The 19,788-nt window shown below is 67.9% G+C and carries 20 protein-coding genes; 5 read left to right on the forward strand and 15 right to left on the reverse strand.

Going from position 1 to position 19,788, the window contains the following annotated elements:
- Positions 1-4: 4 nt before the first annotated feature.
- The 3 genes from pta to fgd all read right to left on the reverse strand — a co-directional run bounded on the left by pta (position 5) and on the right by fgd (position 4,175).
- Positions 5-2,101: a phosphate acetyltransferase gene (pta, locus tag BJL86_RS14140; RefSeq protein ID WP_067477576.1), complete on the reverse strand. Its 2,097-nt coding sequence runs from the start codon at positions 2,099-2,101 to the stop codon at positions 5-7.
- A 362-nt stretch (positions 2,102-2,463) separates the two neighbouring features.
- Positions 2,464-3,144 carry a suppressor of fused domain protein gene (locus BJL86_RS14145; RefSeq protein WP_067477552.1) on the reverse strand — a complete coding sequence of 227 codons (681 nt, stop codon included), beginning with the start codon at positions 3,142-3,144 and terminating at the stop codon, positions 2,464-2,466.
- Positions 3,138-4,175: a glucose-6-phosphate dehydrogenase (coenzyme-F420) gene (gene fgd, locus BJL86_RS14150; protein ID WP_067477549.1), complete on the reverse strand. Its 1,038-nt coding sequence runs from the start codon at positions 4,173-4,175 to the stop codon at positions 3,138-3,140. Before fgd ends, BJL86_RS14145 begins: the two co-directional genes overlap by 7 nt.
- A 222-nt stretch (positions 4,176-4,397) precedes the next feature.
- Here fgd and BJL86_RS14155 point away from each other — a divergent pair, with 222 nt between their 5' ends.
- A complete protein-coding gene (locus BJL86_RS14155; RefSeq protein ID WP_067477546.1) occupies positions 4,398-5,093 on the forward strand; it encodes a hypothetical protein in 696 nt (231 codons plus the stop codon).
- Between the two features lie 251 nt (positions 5,094-5,344).
- A complete protein-coding gene (locus BJL86_RS14160) occupies positions 5,345-5,719 on the forward strand; it encodes a WhiB family transcriptional regulator (RefSeq protein WP_231887289.1) in 375 nt (124 codons plus the stop codon).
- Between the two features lie 85 nt (positions 5,720-5,804).
- Here the strand turns inward: BJL86_RS14160 and BJL86_RS14165 are convergent, their stop codons facing one another.
- From BJL86_RS14165 to BJL86_RS14185, 5 genes are all read right to left on the reverse strand, one after another.
- Entirely contained in the window at positions 5,805-7,007 is a 1,203-nt protein-coding gene (locus tag BJL86_RS14165; RefSeq protein ID WP_067477540.1) for an O-succinylhomoserine sulfhydrylase, read from the reverse strand.
- A 59-nt stretch (positions 7,008-7,066) separates the two neighbouring features.
- Positions 7,067-7,480 carry a rhodanese-like domain-containing protein gene (locus BJL86_RS14170; RefSeq protein WP_067477537.1) on the reverse strand — a complete coding sequence of 138 codons (414 nt, stop codon included), beginning with the start codon at positions 7,478-7,480 and terminating at the stop codon, positions 7,067-7,069.
- Between the two features lie 36 nt (positions 7,481-7,516).
- Complete coding sequence (locus BJL86_RS14175; RefSeq protein ID WP_075845049.1) at positions 7,517-8,878, reverse strand: alpha/beta hydrolase; 1,362 nt, start codon at positions 8,876-8,878, stop codon at positions 7,517-7,519.
- Entirely contained in the window at positions 8,875-9,351 is a 477-nt protein-coding gene (locus tag BJL86_RS17285; RefSeq protein WP_075845050.1) for a hypothetical protein, read from the reverse strand. The genes BJL86_RS14175 and BJL86_RS17285 overlap by 4 nt, the downstream gene beginning before the upstream one ends.
- A gap of 144 nt (positions 9,352-9,495) precedes the next feature.
- Positions 9,496-10,629: an ATP-grasp domain-containing protein gene (locus tag BJL86_RS14185; RefSeq protein ID WP_075845051.1), complete on the reverse strand. Its 1,134-nt coding sequence runs from the start codon at positions 10,627-10,629 to the stop codon at positions 9,496-9,498.
- Between the two features lie 165 nt (positions 10,630-10,794).
- Here BJL86_RS14185 and BJL86_RS14190 point away from each other — a divergent pair, with 165 nt between their 5' ends.
- A complete protein-coding gene (locus BJL86_RS14190; protein WP_067475663.1) occupies positions 10,795-11,904 on the forward strand; it encodes a CaiB/BaiF CoA transferase family protein in 1,110 nt (369 codons plus the stop codon).
- Positions 11,905-12,007: 103 nt separating this feature from the next.
- On the opposite strand, the gene BJL86_RS14195 is transcribed toward BJL86_RS14190, so the two are convergent.
- The 3 genes from BJL86_RS14195 to BJL86_RS14205 all read right to left on the reverse strand — a co-directional run bounded on the left by BJL86_RS14195 (position 12,008) and on the right by BJL86_RS14205 (position 14,191).
- Positions 12,008-12,325 carry a hypothetical protein gene (locus BJL86_RS14195; RefSeq protein ID WP_067475666.1) on the reverse strand — a complete coding sequence of 106 codons (318 nt, stop codon included), beginning with the start codon at positions 12,323-12,325 and terminating at the stop codon, positions 12,008-12,010.
- A 202-nt stretch (positions 12,326-12,527) separates the two neighbouring features.
- Positions 12,528-12,809: a hypothetical protein gene (locus BJL86_RS14200; protein WP_067475669.1), complete on the reverse strand. Its 282-nt coding sequence runs from the start codon at positions 12,807-12,809 to the stop codon at positions 12,528-12,530.
- A 95-nt stretch (positions 12,810-12,904) separates the two neighbouring features.
- Positions 12,905-14,191, reverse strand: coding sequence for an adenylosuccinate synthase (locus tag BJL86_RS14205; RefSeq protein ID WP_067475672.1), 1,287 nt, complete (start codon positions 14,189-14,191; stop codon positions 12,905-12,907).
- Between the two features lie 179 nt (positions 14,192-14,370).
- Between BJL86_RS14205 and BJL86_RS14210 the strand changes: the two genes are divergently transcribed.
- Positions 14,371-15,024 (forward strand): hypothetical protein, encoded by a 654-nt coding sequence (locus BJL86_RS14210; RefSeq protein ID WP_067475675.1) that lies wholly within the window; start codon positions 14,371-14,373, stop codon positions 15,022-15,024.
- A gap of 100 nt (positions 15,025-15,124) precedes the next feature.
- Here the strand turns inward: BJL86_RS14210 and BJL86_RS14215 are convergent, their stop codons facing one another.
- A complete protein-coding gene (locus tag BJL86_RS14215) occupies positions 15,125-16,588 on the reverse strand; it encodes an alkaline phosphatase (RefSeq protein WP_067475678.1) in 1,464 nt (487 codons plus the stop codon).
- Positions 16,589-16,847: 259 nt separating this feature from the next.
- A complete protein-coding gene (locus tag BJL86_RS14220) occupies positions 16,848-17,456 on the reverse strand; it encodes a TetR/AcrR family transcriptional regulator (protein WP_082908579.1) in 609 nt (202 codons plus the stop codon).
- Between the two features lie 72 nt (positions 17,457-17,528).
- Here BJL86_RS14220 and BJL86_RS14225 point away from each other — a divergent pair, with 72 nt between their 5' ends.
- Entirely contained in the window at positions 17,529-18,011 is a 483-nt protein-coding gene (locus tag BJL86_RS14225) for a DUF4442 domain-containing protein (protein WP_067475683.1), read from the forward strand.
- Here the strand turns inward: BJL86_RS14225 and BJL86_RS14230 are convergent.
- Positions 18,008-19,306 (reverse strand): FUSC family protein, encoded by a 1,299-nt coding sequence (locus tag BJL86_RS14230; protein ID WP_156515353.1) that lies wholly within the window; start codon positions 19,304-19,306, stop codon positions 18,008-18,010. The genes BJL86_RS14225 and BJL86_RS14230 overlap by 4 nt on opposite strands.
- Positions 19,263-19,679, reverse strand: coding sequence for a DUF3151 domain-containing protein (locus tag BJL86_RS14235; RefSeq protein WP_067475688.1), 417 nt, complete (start codon positions 19,677-19,679; stop codon positions 19,263-19,265). Before BJL86_RS14235 ends, BJL86_RS14230 begins: the two co-directional genes overlap by 44 nt.
- Positions 19,680-19,788 lie beyond the last annotated feature (109 nt).

Here is a 19,788-nt window from a genome sequence, read left to right on the forward strand (position 1 = left end):
GTGCCTATCCCTTCTGCGCCTGGATCGCGGTGATCGCGACAGTGTTGACGATGTCCTCGACGAGCGCGCCACGCGAGAGGTCGTTGATCGGCTTGTTCAAGCCCTGCAGGACCGGCCCGATCGCGACGGCGCCGGCGGTGCGCTGCACGGCCTTATAGGTGTTGTTGCCGGTGTTGAGGTCGGGGAAGATGAGCACCGTCGCCTGCCCCGCGACGTCCGATCCGGGCGCCTTCTTCTGCGCCACGACCGGGTCGACGGCGGCATCGAACTGGATCGGCCCCTCGACGGGAATGCCGCTGAGCCGCTCCTCCGCGACGCTCGTGCCCTCACGCACCTTCTCCACGTCCTCGCCCGAACCGGAATCGCCGGTCGAGTACGACAGCATCGCCACGCGCGGGGAGATGCCGAACTGCGAGGCCGTCTCCGCCGAGGACACGGCGATGTCGGCGAGCTGCGCCGCGCTCGGGTCCGGCACGACCGCGCAGTCGGCGAACGCGAGCACGTGGTCGGCGAGGCACATGAAGAACACCGAGGACACTGTGCTCACGCCCGGCTTGGTCTTGATCACCTCGAGCGAGGGCCGGATCGTGTGCGCCGTGGTGTGCGCGGCGCCGGAGACCATGCCGTCGGCCATCCCCTCGAGCACCATCATCGTGCCGAAGTACGAGATGTCCGTGACCTTCTCGCGCGCCTGCTCCAGCGTCACGCCCTTGTGTTTGCGCAGCTTGGCGTATTTTTTCGCGAACTTGTCGAGGTGTTTGCTCGTCGCCGGGTCGAGGATCGTCGCGTCGCCGAGATCGATGCCGAGTTCCTCCGCGCGCGCCGCCACCGCCTCGGAATCGCCGAGGATCGTCAGCTTCGCAACCTCGCGGCGCATCAACCTTCCCGCGGCATGCAGGATGCGGTCGTCGGTCCCCTCGGGAAGCACGATATGACGTCGGTCGCTCCGGGCCTGCTCGAGGAGGCGGTATTCGAACATCTGCGGGGTGATGACGTCGGGGATCCGCACCTGCAGGCGCTGCAGCAGCTCCGAGGTGTCGACGTACTTTTCCATCAGCGACAACGCCGCCTCGACCTTGCGGCCGGACGTGGAGTTGATGCGCCCGCGGGTGCCCGCGGCGATGGACGCTGATTCGTAGGTGCCGTGCGCGGTCTTGATGATCGGCATCGACGGCTTGAGGCCCGTGATGAGCCGGTCGAGCTCCTCGGACGGTTCGACGCCACCGTTCCAGACCATGCCCGCGAGGGACGGAAAGCCCTCCGCGTTGTGCGCCGAGGCGACCGCGAGAACGGCATCGGTACGATCCGCGGGAATAATAACGACCTGCCCATCCTTGAGCCGCGCGAGAATGCGGTCGGCGGTCATACCTCCGACCATCATGTGCATCGCCTCGCGGTCTAGCAGGGCCGGATCGCCGGCATGGAATTCGCCGTCGAGGGCCTCCATCAGCTCGCCCATCGTCGGCGCGACGAGGACCGGGTCCTCGGGCACGGCCCACACGGGCATATCGAGCGAGCCGAGCGCGGACTCGATATCCTCGACCGCTCCGGGGTCGCAGCGATTGGCGACGAGCGCCACCGGGTGCGCGTGATGGTTGCGCAGCTCCTGCAGAGAGATCTCCGCGTTGCCGGCGATCTCGGCCGGCGTGCGCCCGAACGACTTGACCACGAGCAGCACCGCGATGCCCAGGTTCGTCGCGATGCGCGCATTGACGTCGAACTCCGGCGGGTACGCCACACCGGTGTAGTCCGAACCGAGCACGACGACGGCGTCGCACTGGTCTGCGACCGCGTGGTAGCGCTGCACGATCTCGTCGATCCGTTGCTCCGGATTCGCGTGGAACAGATCCCCGGACACGCCGATGCAGTCTTCGTAGGGGATGTCGACGTTCGTGTGCTGCTGCAGCACCTCGAGAATTTCGTCGCGCTCGCCTTCGGCGCACGGCGCGATCGGCCGGAATACGCCTACCCGCTGGACCTTGCCGGCAAGGAAACGCAGCAGTCCGAGCGCCACCGTCGACTTGCCGGTCGCGCCCTCGGACGCCACCACGAACACGCTTGACGGCGCGGCGCCGCTGTCCTCGGCGCGGCGCTCGGGCACGGTCGCCGACACTGCGTCGTCGGCCGCGGCCTTCTTGCTCGGCGCTGCCTTCTTCGTCGAGGCGCCCTTCGCCGAGGCCTTCGCCTTGCTCGACTTCGTACTGTCGGCCTTCTTCGAGCTCACCTTCGCCGAGGAGTCCTTGGCCTTCGCCCTGCTCGTTTTCTTCGCAGCAGAGGTGTTCGAGGCCTTCTTCGAGGCGGCCTTCGTGCTGCCGCCCTTCTTCGCCTTGGCGCTCGAGGCCTTCTTCTTGCTTGCTGAGGCCTTCTTCTTGCTTGCTTCGGTATCCGACGCTTTGCTCACGCGTTCCAGTTTGCCAGCATCCGAGATTCCGGGTGCGACTGCGCGCCGCGGCAATGCCGCAGCTACACCACCGACGGTCGGTCGAAGTTCGACACGTCCGCGCCGCGGGACTCGAGCCGCTCCATCAGCGCATCCGCGCCCTTCTCTGCCGCAAACTGCAACTCCCCGCGCGTAATCGGCACGGCCTGCAGCCGCGTGAGCACGACGTCATCGGAAAGGTCGCGGACCACCTCGAGCTCCGGCCACAGGAATGGCGGCACGAGCAGAATGTGCTCACAGCGCAGGTTCGGCGCCACGAACTTCACCGCATCGGGGATGACGGCGCCGGGCGCGATATGAAAAGTGCCATTAGATGCGGCGAGCGCGCACGCGTCCGCAACGTCCGCGGCCTCCCGCGCGGTCGTGCGCGCGGCGAGGACGAACTCGGTGCACAGCTCCTTGCCGTCCTCGGACGTGAGGTTCGTGGGGAACTGCCGAACCCCGCTCGTCGCGTAGGTGGAAAAGCCCGGCGCGGGCACGCCGTCGGCGACGACGACATCGCAGTGCCATTCGGTCTGCTCGCCGTTCTCGTCCTTCTCGGTCGTGTGCGGGTAGCGCAGCACGCGCATCCCCTCGATGAGCAGAGGATCGAGGCCCTCGAGGTCCGCCGGTCCGTCGAGCCCGCTTGGCAGCCCGTCTGTGTCTGAGACTGCGTCTGAGTCTGCGCCTACGCCGTCCGCCGCTGCGCCCTGCTCTCCTACCACTGGGCCGGCACCTTGAGATCGGCGAACGCCGGCTTGAGGTCCTCTTCGAACTGCGTGAGGAAGCGCCGCTGGTCGTTGCCCGGCGCGTGGAAGACGAGGTGGTTGAGCCCGGCGTCGACGTAAGGCTGCAGCTGCCCGAGAACCTCCTCCGGAGTCGAGGCGACGATCCAGCGCTTGGCGACCTGCTCGATGGGCAGCTCGTCCGCGAGGCGCTCCATCTCCACCGGCGAATCCACGGAGTGCTTCTGCTCCGGGGTGAGCGACAGCGGAGCCCAAAAGCGGGTGTTCTCCAGGGCAGCTTCCGGGTCGCGGTCGTAGGAGATCTTGATCTCGATCATCCGGTCGATCTTCTTCGGGTCGCGGTCGTTGATGCCCGCGCCCTCCTTGACCGCCGGCAGCAGCTTGTCGGTGTAGAGCTCCATGCCCTTGCCGGAGGTGCAGATGAAACCGTCGCCGACGCGGCCGGCGTACTTGGCGACCACTGGCCCGCCCGCGGCGATGTAGACCGGAACGCCGCCTTCGGGGACGTCGTACAAGAACGCGTCCTTGGTCGTGTAGTAGTCGCCCTCGAAACTCGTCGTCTCGCCGGTCCACAGGGCGCGCATGAGCCGGACGGATTCGCGCAGCCGCGCGAAGCGCTCCTTGAATTCCGGCCACTCGCCCGCGTAACCCGTGGCGATTTCGTTGAGCGCCTCGCCGGTGCCCACGCCGAGGAAGACGCGGCCGGGGTACAGGCAGCCCATCGTCGCGAACGCCTGCGCGATGACCGCCGGGTTGTAACGGAACGTCGGGGTGAGAACGGAGGTGCCGAGCTGGATCTGATCGGTGCGCTCGCCGACCGCCGTCATCCACGACAGGGAGAACGGCGCGTGTCCGCCGTCATGCCGCCAGGGCTGGAAGTGGTCCGAGACTGTGGCGGAATCCATACCTGCGCGCTCTGCGAGCACGGCGAGCTCGACGAGTTCGCGCGGGGCGAATTGCTCTGCGGACGCCTTGTATCCGAACTTCAACTCCGCCACGTCTTCTGACATTGGCCCGGCCTCCTGGGTGATTGTGGTTCGCTTTCATCAACCGTAGGCCCGTTCGAGGGGGCTTCGCCATCGAGGTTCCGGCTTTTGTTGATGTGTCTTTCGAACCCGAGAAAGAAATGTAACAATTTGATACCGATATGGGATGAGCTAGTAGGCCGTCCCGTGGGCCAGATGGGACTAGAGGAAGCTGGCCGTAGCAAGGCTGGAGTAAGGAGCGCGCGTATGCGATTCCGTGTCGCGGTGTCGACGTTCGCAGCGCTGACGTGCCTCACAACAGCCGGAGTGGCCGTGACCATCGTGTCCGCCGAAGACGCCAAGGACACCTCCGCCACCCATCTCGCCGGATTGACGTGGACTGTGGAGACCTCGTCCGACTACGGAGCGACCTGGACCTCCCCTCTTGACAAGAACGGGCAAGGCCTGTTTCCTGTCCGCGTCAATCTCGACGCGCTCGGCAGGCAGAATGTCTACCAGCCCGTAACCCTGCGCAATACCGTCGATTCGGTGTCCCCGAGCGAGGTCGAGTTCGAGACCGCCCAGCTGCTTCAGGGCGATCCGGAGGCCGCGAAGTACCTGCGAATCCGGATGGCATATTCGCCGGACGGGGTGTGTTCGGATGCGCTCTTCGACGATCCGAACCTCGAGCCCGTCGTCGGCAACGGCGAACCGGGCCCGTTCGACGCCCCGGCCACCGAACTGCCCATCGAGCTCGGCGCGGGCACACCCTCGACCGCCGGCAAGGCCGAGACGGTGTGCATCGAATTCGGCACGAAGCGCGCCGAGGAACAGACCCCGGGAGGAGAGCTGACCCTCGCGTGGCCCATCTCCGCTCGCGCCGCGGCGCCCAGCGAGGACAACGGCGCGGAAGCCTCGACCATCGACCCGACCTCGCCGGTCCGGCAGAACGAGGAAAGCTAGCTCCCGCTCTCGGGCGACGCCAGGCCTTACCATCCGGTCAACGCCTGGGCACCGATTTTTTACTACGCGTGTGCCAATTGTTCACTTACGCGCACCCTGGAACTGAAACAATACGGGCTGGGGTTCGAGATCCTTTGCTGCGCGCTCGAAGTGAGTTCGCCGAACGGCACCGGACCCTGCTACCCGGCCGAGGCGCCGGGCGCCGGAAATGTAGTAAACACTGCTCCGTACGAGCCGATAGGTGGACGTTCGTGTCGATCCAGTCCGAGAGGTTAGTGCCGACCGTCGATTTTTGGGCGTGGCGCTCGATGGGCGCGTGCCAGGAGCACCCCATCGAATTGTTCTTCCATTCGGAGGACACTCCCCGCGGCCAGCGCCGCCGGAACGAGCGAGAGGCCGCGAGCATCTGCGGCGAATGCCCGGTACTGCAGACCTGCCGCGACCATGCACTCTCCACGGGCGAACGGTACGGCGTGTGGGGCGGGCTCACCGAGAACCAGCGCCTGCGCATTCTCTCGGGTAGCCGCAGTCCCGTTTCGGTGGATGACGCCGAACGCCGCGCAGGCGACCGCCACCCGGTATCGGCGGGTATCTTCGCCTCGGATCTCGCGGGCTCTTCGGACTAGTTGCGCCTTCACACGCGCGAAGGGCCGCCCACCGAGCGATCGGCGAGCGGCCCTTCTTCGTGCGTACCGAGCCCGGCACGGCGCGTCAGGCCAGTCCGCGCTCGAGGTCGGCAATCAGGTCGCCGACGTGCTCGAGCCCGACGGACAGACGGAGCATGTCGTCGCCGAGTCCGATCGCGGCGCGGTCGGCCGGTTCCATCGACTTGTGCGTGCTCGTCGCCGGGTGCGTGATCAGCGACTTCGCATCGCCGAGGTTGTTGGAGATGTCGATGACCTCGACGGCGTCGAGCATCTTGTTGCAGGCGTTCTTCGCGTCCTCGGGCGTATCGCCCTTGAGCGCGAACGTCACCACAGAGCCGCCGCCGCTCATCTGCGCGCGGGCGAGCTCGGCCTGCGGGTGGCTGTCGAGCATCGGGTAGGTCACCGACTCCACCGCCGGGTGGCCTTCGAGGAACTTCGCGACCTCGAACGCCGAGTCGTTCATCCGCTGCACGCGCAGCGGCATGGTTTCGAGCCCCTTGAGCAGGATCCACGCGTTGAACGGGCTCATTCCCGGACCAGCGTGGCGCATGAGATTTTTCACGGGTCCACCGATGAACTCCTCGGTGCCACAGATGGCACCGCCGAGCACGCGCCCCTGACCGTCCATATGCTTGGTCGCCGAATACGCCACGACGTCCGCGCCGAGCTCGAGCGGGCGCTGCAGCAGCGGTGTCGCGAACACATTGTCGACAACCACGGTCGCGCCTGCCTCGTGCGCGAGATCGCACACCGCGCGCACGTCGACGAGGTCTTGGGTCGGGTTCGACGGGGTCTCGAAAAACACCGCATCGGTCGGCTGCGACAGGGCCTCGCGCCACTGGTCGAGGTCCTTGCCGTCGACGAACACCGTCTCCACGCCCCAGCGCGGGAGGATCTCGTTGCAGATCACGAAACAGGAGCCGAAGAGCGAGCGGGACGCCACGAGCCGAGAGCCGTTGGCACACAGCGCCGACAGCGCGACGAACACCGCTGCCATGCCCGAGGCCGTGGCATAAGCCGCCTCGGAACCCTCGATCGCGGCGAGACGCTTTTCGAACATGTCGACCGTCGGGTTGGCATAGCGCGAGTACACGAAGCGGTCGATATCGCCGGCGAAGGCGGCCTCGGCGCTCGCCGCATCGGAGTACACGTACCCGGAGTTGAGGAACAGCGGCTCGCTGGTCTCCTCGAAACCGGTGCGAACCTGCCCGGCGCGCACGGCGAGAGTGTCCGGGTGCAGCCCGTCCGGCAATCGATTGTTTTGCATCTCTACCTGATTTCTCTATTGACTTGATCGATTATCGACAAACCCCGCGAGGAGCTACCTCAGCTTTGGCGCCACGGCAGCCCCGAGGCCTTCCACCCCGTGCTCGTCCCCCGATGCCCATCGGCATCGAGCGGCCCCTCGAACCCGTCCAGGATATTGAATGCCTGGCCGACCTTCGACGCCGACGCCTCCGCGGCCGCCTGCGAGCGGGCGCCCGAGCGGCACAAGAAGTACACGTTGGACTCCTCGCCCACGCCCGCGTCGGCGAGCTCGGAGCAGAAATCCTCGTTCCGCTCCCCGGTCGACCCGACCCATTCGATGAACACCATGCGAGAGGTGAGCGAGCTCGTGTCGGGCACGCCCACCCAGCTCCACTCGCTCGCGGTGCGCACGTCGACGAGCACGGCGTTCGGGTCGGAGGCGAGCTGCGCCCAGGCCCGCGCCGGGCTCACGGATTCCACGGATTCGCTCATGCCTTCCATTACAACACCCCACCGGCGTAAGTACCTCTACTCACCCAATGCCTCACCGATCTCGGCCAGCGGAACACTGCGGCGATCGAAATAGTCCGAGTGCCCGACGAACCCATCCACACGCCTCGCATCCCCGCCGAAATCCGCGTCCGCGGGGTCGGGTCCGAAGGTCTTCGTCAGCGCCCACCACGGGATCGGATCCCACCGGCTCGCCACCGCGGACACCGACTCCGGGCCGCCCTCGCGCCGGGCGCCCTCACCATCGCGCAGCGTGAGATCGCTCGCATGCTCCGCCCCCACACCCGGCGCGGCGACGAACGCCAGGGCGTCTGCGGATAGGCCGTCCCCGCCCGCAGCCAGCCCCAGCGCGACGCCGCCGTAGCTGTACCCGATCGCACCGAGCCTCCCGTCGGTCATCTCGCGCAGCCCGTCCTGGAATTCGCGCAGCCTGGGCGCGGCGTCCTCGGCCCGCCCACGATCGAGCGCGGCCGCGGGAATCGTCTCGGGTGCCTCGTAGTCCATCCACGCGATCGACACACACCTCTTCTCCCCTTCGTCGTCGCCGCTTCCGCGCCCTCCGCGCTCCTCGCACACGGCCGCCGCACGCTCGACGCTGCGATCGATCGTCTCCATCGACGCGCCGGTGCCCGGGACGAGCGTGACCACCTCGCTCGCATCTCCGGGATCCCCCGAGGCCAGCACCCCACGCCCGTCGGGACGCAGGCCCAGCAACCGCGCCTCCGGTGTGGCCGCGAGATGACGCGCCGCCGACGTCATCCTGCGGTGGGTCCGGTCGTCCTCGCCGGCGGGTGCGCCACCGAGCGCCCGAGCGAGCTCGATCCGGTTGAGCGCATCGCGGCTCGTCGCGGGCAGCCCGGCACCATCGGACAGGCCGGGCGCGCGCTCCGCCCACGCCGCGCGCTGGAACGGCGAGAGCCCATGCCAGGTCGCCGCCCTCACCGCCGGATCGAGAGCCAGGTGTGACGGCGGAGGTGGCAGCGGCCCATGCCCGCGCAGAGCCGCCGGAGCGGTGGACGCGTCGACGGCGGGCCCCTGCAGCAGGGATCGCACGCGCTCGGCCTCCCAGTCGGTCCCGAGGAGAGCCACGAGCGCGGCGTCGGCGTCGGCAGCGGCCTCGCGATCGCCCCGGGCGATAGCCTCTTCGAGGCGGGCGCCCTCCGCAGCGAGGACTTCGGCGACGTGTGCGTGTTCGCCGATGGTCCGTTCGATGCGGCGGGCAAGTTCGTCGAGACGCGCGAACGTGGCCAGCGCGGCGAGCCCGGACCAGCCATCCCGCATTCCTGCGGAAATAGAGGCGAGCTCGATCGCTATGACTCCCCACCGACGCGCCGAATCGCCGACCGTCTGGGCGGCCTCAGCCGCCACGGCCGCACTCACGCCGCCGGCCTCTCGCCCGCTCCCGAGCCACCGGCACCGGCACCGGCGGATCCCACCCCGGACGCGCCGTCCTCGTCCGCACCGACCAGCGAGCGCACGCTGCGCGCAGCAAGGCCGCCGATATCGGCGGCCTCCCGGCGCAGCCATGCGAGCTCGCGATCGAGGCTCATCCCGCGCTCGCGAAGCGCGGCCCCCGAAGCGAAGTCGGCGCACACCCTGGCGAGCCGTTCCATCGCGAGCGTCGCCGCGCTGCGGGAGCCGGGCGACTCGGCCGCGGCCAGGGCGGCAGGAGTCGGCGGCCCGATCAGCCGCGGGCCCGGCTGCTCGGCATCCGCCTCGAGAGCGAGATTCTGCAACCGTCCCGCGAGAACAACAAGGCGTTCAGGGTCGAGCGCGACGTCTTCGGGACGGCACGGCTGCGCCGCAGAAGCCTCCGCTCCGGCGGCGTCATCAGTTAGTCGTGCGGGGTCCATGGGCGGTCCTTCGGCGCGTGGTGACTGGTCGATCCACCACTCACGCTAGGGCCGGAAACAGCCCTGGAAGCCGCGCGTCCACAACGTGTTCGCCGGCAGCCACGTTGTCCACACCCGGAAGGAAAACTCTTCCCGCGCAGGCCCTTACGGCAGCGCCCGAGACGCCACCTCGCGCGCACGCTCGCGCGCCTGTAACACCTCATCAGCCGTGGCCAGCGCGGCCCCGCACTGCCACGGCGAGAACTCGCTCGTCCGCTCGCAAATCCACAGCGCGGACTCGGACACGTCCAGCGCTCGCCCGACCAGGCCCACCGAAAGCGCGCGGTCGAGCGCGGCACCGGCGGCCGGAGAGGTCATCGTCACCTCGCTGGGCGCCCCGACGATCGCGCGCGCGTGCAGCGCCCACTGGTCGAACATCTGGCTGGACACCGTCAAAACCCCGGCCGCCGCCGGCCCGATCTCGAGCCCGGCAAAGTACACGTCGCCTCGCCGCACCAGTAGACGCACCGCGAAAACCCCGCGCCCGCCGAGAGCCCGCACCACGCGCGCGGCCACCGAGCGTGCCGCATCGTATTCGCCCTCCGTGGTCTCTTGCGGCTGCCACATCTCGCGGATCGCGCCGTTGCCCTTGCGCGCGACGCCAATCGGCTCGCAAAAATGAATGACCGGCTCGCGCGAACCGCCGGAGAACTGCACCCCGGACACCGCGAGCATCACGATCTCCACGTCCGCCGTCACCTTGGTCTCGACGACGACGTCGCGGCTGCCCGCGCGTCCGTACGCGGCGGGGATGTCGCCGGCCGATTCGACGATCGAGCTCATGCCGGAATCGGCGCGCGCCGGGGTGACGACGCACGGGTAGCCGAGCACGCCGGTCGCCTGCTCGACCTCGACGGACGAGCGCGCCGTGGCGTAGCGCGCCACCGGAAGCCCGAGCGAGTCCGAGGCAAAGCGCAGCTGCTCGTCGCGGCGTCCCGCCATGGACACGGCCGCCTTCGAAGGGGCGACGCGTGCGCCTAGGTCCTCGAGGAGATCCAGCACTCCGACGTCATAAATGGCCCCGACCGGAACCACGACATCCGGGGTGAACTGCTCGCAGATGCTCGCGAGCTGCTCGGGGTCGGGATCGGCGGCGACGGCGACGGCCATTCCGAGTCGGCGCAGCGCCGCGGCCATTTCCTCGGCCTCGTCGGCCAGGCCGAGCACGAGCACCCGGCGCGGGATGGACTCGTCGCTGACCGAATCGGCGGTGGGCTGCGGTGTCACCTGGGGTGTCATAACCTCCCACGGTATCCGGCCCGCCGCCGCGCGTCGACGCGAACGCCCGGGTTTTGCCGGACTCAGCCCGCCCCGCGACTAGAACACGTTACAGTTGTGATCACTGCATGCCCTCACCAAGCGGGCCGCAGAACCCGTAGACCACGCCAGGACAAAGGACCATCTATGACGTCGGAGACCGCATCCCCACACGCCGGCGGAGCCCTTGCGGGCCTGCGCGTTATCGAGCTCGGCGGCATTGGCCCCGGCCCGCACACGGCGATGATGCTCGCGGACATGGGTGCCGACGTCGTCACGGTGCTGCGGCCGGGCGAGACCGAGAAGTCCCGCGATGGCTGGGCGCACATCACCCGCCGCGGCCGCACGATCGTCGAGCTCGACCTCAAGTCCGAAGAGGGCCTCGGCGAGCTGCGCCGCCTCATCGGCGTGGGCGACGTGCTCATCGAGGGCTTCCGCCCCGGGGTCACCGAGCGCATGGGCATCGGACCGGAAGAGTCCCTCGAGCTCAACCCGCGGCTGGTCTACGCCCGCATGACCGGCTGGGGGCAGGACGGACCGTGGGCGAACCTCGCCGGGCACGACATCAATTACCTGTCGATCACCGGGCACCTCAACGCGATCGGCCGCCGCGGCGAGAAGCCCGTCCCGCCGCTCAACCTCGCGGCGGATTTCGGCGGCGGCTCGATGTTCGCGATGTCCGGCATCCTCGCCGCCCTCTACAGCCGTGGAAACACCGGCGCGGGGCAGGTCGTTGACGTGGCAATGGTCGACGGCGCCGCGACGCTCGGCCAGTTCCAGTGGGCAATGCGCGCCCGCGGACAGTGGTCCGATATGCGCGGGGAGAACATGCTCGACACCGGCTACCCGTTCTACGACACCTACGAGTGCTCGGACGGCAAGTACATGGCCGTCGGCTGCCTCGAACCGCACTTCTACGCCGAGTTCGCAAAGCTCCTCGGCGTCGACGGCGAGAACGATCCGGGCCAGTTCGACGTGGACCGATGGGGCGAGCTACGCGAGCTCATCGCCGCGCGCTTCGCCACGCGCACCCGGGACGAGTGGGCCGAGGTCTTCGCCGGGTCCGATGCGTGCACGACACCCGTTCTCTCCTACACCGAGGCCCTCGAGAACGAGCACAACACCGCCCGCGGCATCTACGTCGACATTGCTGGCGACACCGGCCCGGCGCCGGCGCCGCGCTTCTCCGCGACCGCCTCGCCTACGCCCTCGCAGCCCCCGCGCGAGGCCACGCCCGCCGCGGGCGTGTGGGCATAGCGTAGTAAGCCACGGCTAGGCCGGCGTTTTCCGAAATTCACAAAGCGCGGCCCTTATCTCCTTCGAGATGAGGACCGCGCCTGTGTCGCAGCCAGTGCGAAGTCTAGAAGGGCAGCTGCACGTCGTTGAACGCGCCGCCCTGGATGCCGGCGCCGATGGCGAGCGCCGCAGCCACGCCCAGTCCGAGCACGAGAACGCCGCCGGCCTGCACTGCCGGGTTCTCGAAGAAATCGCCGACGCTGTCCGAGGTGAGGCTGCCGGTGCCCGCGTTCTCGCCGCTGCTGAGCCCGCTCACGCTGCCGGTGGTTTCGCCCGCCTCGGCGGCGTTGGCAACGCCGGTGAGCGAAGCGGCGCCGAGCGCGACGGCTGCAGCGGCGGCGACGATGGCGGTGCGGCGGGAGTTGATGGTCGACGAGCTCATGAATGGCCTCCTGGGCGGGAATACCGACGTGGCGCCGGCGCGAACGAAAGTGAAAGTCGTACTTGCTATGTCCGCCCACTCAGCGAGGTTGGACGTGCGTTGATGACCTTATGCTAATCCATCGCCTCCGTCGCCCCAGGCGTTAACTCTCGAAACTGAGAGCTACGTCATACGCGGCAGCGGCGGAGGCGATCGGACCGTTTTAGGACTGCGACGTGGCGATCAGGTACGGGATCAATCCCATGCAGCCGGGGGTGATCGCCATGCACGTGATCTCGCCGGGGCCGGGACCGAAGAGGTACCGAAGGCTGAGCGAGCCCGGGTCACCGAAGTTGGACGAGGCGGCAGAGATCGCGTTGTCGACGGTGCCCATTCCAGGTGACTGGGCCGCGGCCGGGCCTGCGAACACGGCACCGCCGAGGGCGAGAGCAGAGGCGGTCGCGGCGATGCCGGCGTAGCGTCGGGTGCGGATGGTCGAGGACATGATTCGCTCCTTTGCGTTGCGGATCGGGTGTGCGAATCCCTTAGTGGGTCTATCGACCACGTCCATCAGCCGTTACGAACAGCTGGAGAAGTCCCCTAAGCGAGAATGTCGCGGCGCACGACGTTCTCGTCGCGACCCGGACCAACGCCGATGTAGGACATGTGGCATTTCGCCAGGTCCTCTAGCCGCAGCACGTAGTCCTGCGCGGCGGCGGGGAGGTCGGAGAACTGCCGCGCGCCCGTGATGTCCTCTTCCCAGCCGGGCATCGTCTCGTAGATCGGCTCGGCATGGTGGATCTGCGACTGCGACATCGGCATCTCGTCGAACCGCTCGCCGTCGACGTCATAGGCGACACAGATCGGGATCTCGCCGATCCCCGTGAGCACGTCGAGCTTCGTCAGGAAGTAGTCGGTAAAGCCGTTGACCCGGGCGGCGTACCGCGCGATCACCGCGTCGTACCAGCCACAACGGCGGGTGCGCCCGGTGTTCACGCCGACCTCGCCGCCGGTGACCTGTAGGTACTCGCCCCACTTATCGAACAGCTCCGTCGGGAACGGCCCGGCGCCCACGCGCGTCGTGTACGCCTTGACGATTCCCAGGGTGTGCGTGATCCGCGTGGGGCCGATACCGGAGCCGACACAGGCTCCCCCGGCGGTGGGATTGGACGACGTCACAAATGGGTAGGTGCCGTGGTCGACGTCGAGCATGGTCGCCTGGCCGCCCTCCATGAGCACGCTCTTGCCGTCCTCCAGGGCCTCATTCAACATCAACGTCGTATCCGCGACCATCGGGCGCAGACGGTCGGCGAAGGACAGGAAGTACTCGACCATCTCCTCGACCTCGACCTCGCGGCGGTTGTAGATCTTGACCAGGACCTGGTTCTTCGTGTGCAGCGCGCCCTCGATCTTCTGCCGCAGGATCGACTCGTCGAACACGTCCTGCACGCGCAGCCCGACGCGCGAGACCTTGTCCGCGTAAGCCGGTCCGATGCCCCGTCCCGTGGTGCCGATCGCGCGCTTGCCGAGGAAGCGCTCGGTCACCTTGTCGAGCGCCTGGTGATACGGCGCGACAAGGTGGGCGTTGGCGGAAATCCGCAGGCGTGAGGTGTCCGCTCCGCGCGCCTCGAGCCCCTCGATCTCCTCGAACAGCGCCTCGAGGTTGACGACGACCCCGTTGCCGATCACCGGCGTCGCGGTGGGCGAGAGAATGCCCGCGGGCAGCAGCTTGAGCTCGTACTTCTCGCCGCCGACGACCACGGTGTGGCCGGCATTATTGCCGCCGTTCGGCTTGACCACGTAGTCCACGCGGCCGCCGAGGATATCGGTGGCCTTGCCTTTGCCTTCATCGCCCCACTGGGCGCCGATCAACACGATCGCGGGCATATTATTCGTCACCTCGTCACGTTCGCCGCGGGCACCACACCGGGCCCGGGCGGCGGAAATTGGACTTCCCGGCACGTTCTGCACGCACCAACCCATAAGGTTACCGCCTACCTCCGACACTGCGGAAAGTTCGCGCCCGCCACTTCGCCCCTAGCCAGCACTCCCTGCATAGTGGACACATGCACATTCTCCGCTGCGGGGACGCCGCCACCTTCGCGCCACTGGACTCATTTCGTATGACGTCGGGCGAGGCGATTCCCACGAAGGCGCAGATCGACGAGGCCCTCGAGCTCGCATCCGAGCGGCTCGTCGTCGCCGGGTCGGACGCGGCCCTCGCCGCGGTGATGACCCGGCTCATGCGCACCGAGCGCCTCGGCACCGAGGTCGCGTTCGTCCGCGCCACCGCGAGCCCCGTGACCAACGCATACGACCTCCCCCACGGCGAGGCCGCAGCTGAGCTCGCCGCGACCGGAACCGCAAGGCAGGCCGTCCTTATCCGCGACGAATCCGGACAGGCGATCGTCGGCCAGGCGCTGTGGACCGGACCCGAGCAGGGACCGCTGGAGGGGCAGGTCTATGCCGATTCCGAGCACGTATTCACCGGAAAGGTCCCGTTCGTCGAGCTCCTCCCCTCCCTCGAGGGGCCCGGCGTGCGCGTGGCCTCGGGCAAGAAGCACGGGCTTCGCCGCCGCCGCGAATGGTTCGACGGCCGCGCCGTGCAGCTCGGCACCGCCGGTGCCATCGTCGTGCGCGACGGCGTTCCCGCCAAGCGCCCGGTCAAGCGGTCTAGCGTGTACCGCCATACCGAGCCGATGCACCTCGTCCGCCCCTAGCGCCTAAGCGCGCCAGAACGCCAGAACGCCCAGACAGCGAAAAGCCCGCCCCGTGCCAACCTTCCGGTCGACACGGGGCGGGCCGCTACCTGCGTCAGGACTACTTGCCCTCGGCGGTCCACCAGTTCTCGAGCGTGAGCTTCGCGATCGTGGTGTTGTCGATGTAGGAGCCGCGGACCGGGTCCTGCTTGTCGGCGGCCGCGATAACCGCGTCCGCGCCAGCACCGCGCACAAACACCGGCACGAGCTGATTCGTGTGGTTACCCGAGTACCACTGGTGCGAGGGAAGCTGTCCGGTCGGGCCGTGCAGCGCCTTCCACCCGTCACCCTGGTCCTCGCCGGAGAGGTAACCCGTCTCGTGGTCAGCGGTAACGATGACGAGCGTCTCGTCCCAGTTCGAGTTCTTCTCGACCCAGACGTTCACTGCCTCGACCGCCGCGTTGAAGTCCTGGGTCTCCTCGACGTTGCGGGCCGACTCGTTCGCGTGGCCGGTCCAGTCGATGGCGCCGCCCTCGATCATCACCTGGAAGCCGTCCTCGTCCTGGCCCAGCACGTTGAGCGCCGCGGTGGACATCGTCGGCAGGTCGGTGACGTCATTGGCCGGAACATCGCCGGGCACGACCGATTCGCCGTCGCGGTTCTGCTGCAGCGTCGTGGCGACCGGCGCGAGCCCGAAGTAGCGATCCGAGGACACGTTGCCCGCGGCGAGGTCCGCGAAGGTCTCGCTGTCATCGAAGTACTCGAACCCGGAATCGCCGGACTCGAGCAGGTCCTGGCCCTCCTCGGAGAGGTACTCGTACTTCGCGTCGCGCCCGGCGGCGTTGTCGTCGAAGTCCGGGTGCCCGGCGCCGAAGATGACGTTGAGATCGCTGTCGATCATCTCGTCGGCCATGTCGTGCAGCGCGTTGCGGTCGGAGTTGTGCGCGCCCCATGCGGCCGGGGTCGCGTGGTTGAACGGAACCGACGACACGACACCGGCGGACTTACCGATCGAGAGAGCGCGCTCGTTGGTGTTCTCGAGCTCATTACCCTCGGCGTCGACGCCGATCATGCCGTTGAGGGTCTTCTGTCCCGTGGCCATCGCCGTTCCGGCCGCAGCCGAATCGGTCACGTTCTGGTTGATGTAGTCGTTGTCGTTCCACGCCTTGACCGGGTCGTATCCGCTGTCCACCGGGTAGGTCGACATCGAGGACTGCTGCCACTCGTCGCCCTCGTAGACCTGCACGGCCTCACCGCCGGCCTCCTCCAGCGCCTCGCCGTCGGCCTCGCCCTCGACCGCGTAGCGCGACTGGCCGGACTCGAACAAGTTGGTGTTGGCGACGTGGTTGAAGCCCATGCCATCGCCGACCATGTAGATGATGTTCTTCGGGGCCTTGCCACCGGGAAGGAGGTCCTCGAGCGAGCCGAGCGAGGAGCCGGCCTGCTGCAGCGAGCCGAAAGCGGCCGTCGACTGGGATTCGAGGGACTGGGACTGGGCAACGCCCGCGCCGGCAATACTCACGACCATGCAGGCCGAGAAGGTGACTGCCGAGACACTGCGGACGGAGCGGCGCAACATAGACATACGTGGCTACTTTCTCCGTGGTGAACTTCGCAAGGGACTCGTGGCCCACCAGGCCGCGCTCACGCACACTGCGGGCGGCCCGACGAGCACGACCCACACAATCAGCTGAGAATTAATTAGTCGTGAATTCGTAGAAACCTGTGCTCGTCGCACCAATTAAATCAGGATTTATTCGCGAACATGCTGCACCAACGGCCACAATTGCCCTATAAAGCCCCACAAGTCACAAATAAATTAGCGTGAACAATTTTTCTTCTGATTAACCTTCGGCGCGCAACCGATAGAGCGCGCCGATCGCATCGACCGCCGAATCCAGCGGGGCGATCTCGCGGCGCGCGCGGCACACGGCCACGGCACCCTCGAGCAGGCATAGCGACTGCTCCGCGAGCATCGCGGCCGCGCCGTCATCCAACCCGGACTCGGCCAGGCGCGCGGCCAGCGCGTCCTGCCACCCCGCAAACGCCGCCGCGGCCTGATCGTGCAACTCCGGCAGCTCGGGATTCTCGTCCACCGTCACCGCCAGCACCGGGCAGCCAGCACGAAAACCGGTCGCCTCGAGCCGCGCCCGCCAGAAATCGGCGAACGACCGCAGCGCCACCGAAGGATCCGGCGATTCCCCGATCGTCCGCAACACCAACTCGCCGGCCTGCTCCACCGCCGCCGACAGCATCTCCGCGCGCCCACCGGGGAAGTGGTAGTACACCGACCCGCGCGGCGCCCCGCTCACCGAAAGCACCCTGTCGATGCTCGTCCCCGCCACGCCATACTCACCGAGCAGCTCGCCCGCCGTGCGCACCATGCGGTCACGGGTGTTTCCACGGCGCTTCACCACACCCGCGTCTGACGTCGGAGTTGCTTCATTTGCCATGCCCTCCACCCTACGCTTTATGCTATAAACCATAATCCGAATCGGCCGATCCGCGAATGGAGATCTTCGACAATGACTCAATCGGTCACGCCACTGAAGAGGGCGCTGTCACACCCGCGCACCCTGTCGATCGCCATGAGCCTGTGGCCGCCGTTCCTCGCCTCCGGCGTGCGCGTCGAGCCCTTCGCCAAGGACTTCACGTCGGTGAAGGTCCGGCTGAGCCGCCGCCCGTGGAACACGAACTACGTGGGCACCGCATTCGGCGGATCGCTATTCTCCATGTCGGATCCGTGGTGGATGTTCCTTGTCATGCAGCAGCTCGGCAGCTCCTACACCGTGTGGGATACCGCGGGCGAGATCGAGTTCGTCGCGCCCGGCCGCGGCACCGTCTACGGCACCTTCGAGGCCACGCCCGAGGAGATCGACCGGATCCGCGAACAGGCCGCCGGCGGAGACAAGGTGCTCACCTGGTTCTCCACCGACCTCACCGACGGCGACGGCAACACCATCGCCCGCGTCCGGAAGCAGGTCTACGTGCGCAGAAAGAAGCGCTAGTCCTCGTCGAGGAACACCTCGGGCATGTTCTTGATGACCCGCGGCGGGAGCACCTCGCGCGCGGCATCCTTCGGCGCCAGCCCCTCGGTCGACTTGGCCTCGCCACTGGTGAGCGGCTCCGGGCGGACGGCCGGCTTCGGCACGGTCGCCGGGAGCGTGGCCAGCGCGGAGATCTTCGACAGGCCGGCGACCTGGAGCATGTCGACGAGGATCGAGCGCATCTGCGCGAGCACCACGGTCTCGGTGATGCCGCCGCCGGAGACGAGCTCGCGCTGCAGGCCGGCTGCGACCATGCGGAGCTGGCGGGTCATCGTCACCTGGTCGGGCGCGTCCGGGATGCGCGCAACGTAACGCGAGAGGTCCTCCAAGCCGTCGGCGAGGTGGTCGATGAGGTTGATGAGCTTCGGGTGGATATCCACCGAGTCCTCGACCGACGTGGCGGCGCGGCGGGCGAGGACGCGGATGTTGCGCACCCCGTTGTCGAGCGGGTTGAGCACGTCGGCGATCCCGTCGAGCTCGCTGCGCTTGGTGAGGTGAAACGGCGAGATGGAGATGATCTCCTTGCCGCCGCCCACCTGCTCTCGCAGTGTGTCGAGGGCCGGCTGGGTATCGCGCGCCGACTGGAGAGCGTCGCCGATACGGTCGACGTCCCGGCTCTCCAGCCCCTCGGCCACCTCGCGGAGGATCGACGAGGACACCCCGAGCAGCGAGGCCGTCTCGCGCCGCGCGCGCTTGATGGGGTGGACGGGCAACAGCGACATCATCGCGAGGGCGATGAGCCCGCCGACGAGCGCGTCGATCATGCGCTCGTACCCGGTGTTACTGCCCGGCGGCAGTAGCGTCGCCACGAGCACCGCGGACGTGGCGACCTGGCCGGAGAAGATCGCGCCCTTGTCGAGGAATACCGCGATCGTCTGCCCGGCGATGACGGCGATGGCGATCTGCCACGGCCCCGAGCCGATTGCGGAGATGAGAAGATCGCCGAGGCCGATGCCGATGACCGCGCCCACGACGAGTTCGAAGGCGCGTCGGAGCCGCTTCCCCATCGACACCCCGAGCGCGATGGTCGCGGCTATCGGCGCGAAGAACGGACGCTCATGGCCGAGGAGTTCGCTGGCGATCCACCACGCGAGCGCGGCACCGATGCCGCACTGCACGATCGGGATCAGCGCATAGGCGACCCGCCGGACGCGCTCACGCATCGACGGGGGAAGCCGGGCGTAGAAGCCATAGGCCCCCTGGTCTACTCGCTCACGCCAGGCCGAGAGCCGAGGCGGCGTGCGGATCACACTCATGCAGCAACTCCAAGCAGCGTTCGTACTCGTCGACTTCGTCGATCTTCTGCGCGGCGCGGGCGAGCACGGCGACGCAGCGGAGGAATCCCTGGTTCGGTTCGTGATCGAAGGGCACCGGGCCGAAGCCCTTCCACCCGTTGCGCCGCAGCTGATCGAGCCCGCGGTGGTAGCCGGTGCGCGCGAACGCATACGCACCGATCGTGTCGCCTTCGTCGAAGGCGTCCTCGGCGAGCTTCGCCCAGGCGATCGAGGCGGTGGGGCTCTCTGCGGCGACCTTGCGGGCGTCGACGCCGGTGGCGATGCCCTCTTCGGCCTCCGGGTCTCCGGGAAGGCGGGTCGGGGGCGGTCCGAGCAAATCACCAAAAGAAGTCATGGTGACGATATTAGAGGTTCGGACGCGTCCGCCGCCGTCACACGTGGTCGGGCACACGAGGCGGGCGCCGGGTTGGACAAGCGACCAAAAGGTGAAGACTTGGTGAAGC

It is taken from the genome of Dietzia timorensis (assembly GCF_001659785.1).
GTDB lineage: Bacteria > Actinomycetota > Actinomycetes > Mycobacteriales > Mycobacteriaceae > Dietzia > Dietzia timorensis.

Coding starts and splice junctions, on each gene's coding strand:
- fgd (WP_067477549.1), bottom strand. CDS start 4,175: ATGTCAGAAGACGTGGCGGAGTTGAAGTTCGGATACAAGGCGTCCGCA.
- BJL86_RS14155 (WP_067477546.1), top strand. CDS start 4,398: ATGCGATTCCGTGTCGCGGTGTCGACGTTCGCAGCGCTGACGTGCCTC.
- BJL86_RS14165 (WP_067477540.1), bottom strand. CDS start 7,007: ATGCAAAACAATCGATTGCCGGACGGGCTGCACCCGGACACTCTCGCC.
- BJL86_RS14170 (WP_067477537.1), bottom strand. CDS start 7,480: ATGAGCGAATCCGTGGAATCCGTGAGCCCGGCGCGGGCCTGGGCGCAG.
- BJL86_RS17285 (WP_075845050.1), bottom strand. CDS start 9,351: ATGGACCCCGCACGACTAACTGATGACGCCGCCGGAGCGGAGGCTTCT.
- BJL86_RS14185 (WP_075845051.1), bottom strand. CDS start 10,629: ATGACACCCCAGGTGACACCGCAGCCCACCGCCGATTCGGTCAGCGAC.
- BJL86_RS14190 (WP_067475663.1), top strand. CDS start 10,795: ATGACGTCGGAGACCGCATCCCCACACGCCGGCGGAGCCCTTGCGGGC.
- BJL86_RS14195 (WP_067475666.1), bottom strand. CDS start 12,325: ATGAGCTCGTCGACCATCAACTCCCGCCGCACCGCCATCGTCGCCGCC.
- BJL86_RS14200 (WP_067475669.1), bottom strand. CDS start 12,809: ATGTCCTCGACCATCCGCACCCGACGCTACGCCGGCATCGCCGCGACC.
- BJL86_RS14205 (WP_067475672.1), bottom strand. CDS start 14,191: ATGCCCGCGATCGTGTTGATCGGCGCCCAGTGGGGCGATGAAGGCAAA.
- BJL86_RS14210 (WP_067475675.1), top strand. CDS start 14,371: ATGCACATTCTCCGCTGCGGGGACGCCGCCACCTTCGCGCCACTGGAC.
- BJL86_RS14215 (WP_067475678.1), bottom strand. CDS start 16,588: ATGTCTATGTTGCGCCGCTCCGTCCGCAGTGTCTCGGCAGTCACCTTC.
- BJL86_RS14220 (WP_082908579.1), bottom strand. CDS start 17,456: ATGGCAAATGAAGCAACTCCGACGTCAGACGCGGGTGTGGTGAAGCGC.
- BJL86_RS14225 (WP_067475683.1), top strand. CDS start 17,529: ATGACTCAATCGGTCACGCCACTGAAGAGGGCGCTGTCACACCCGCGC.
- BJL86_RS14230 (WP_156515353.1), bottom strand. CDS start 19,306: ATGAGTGTGATCCGCACGCCGCCTCGGCTCTCGGCCTGGCGTGAGCGA.
- BJL86_RS14235 (WP_067475688.1), bottom strand. CDS start 19,679: ATGACTTCTTTTGGTGATTTGCTCGGACCGCCCCCGACCCGCCTTCCC.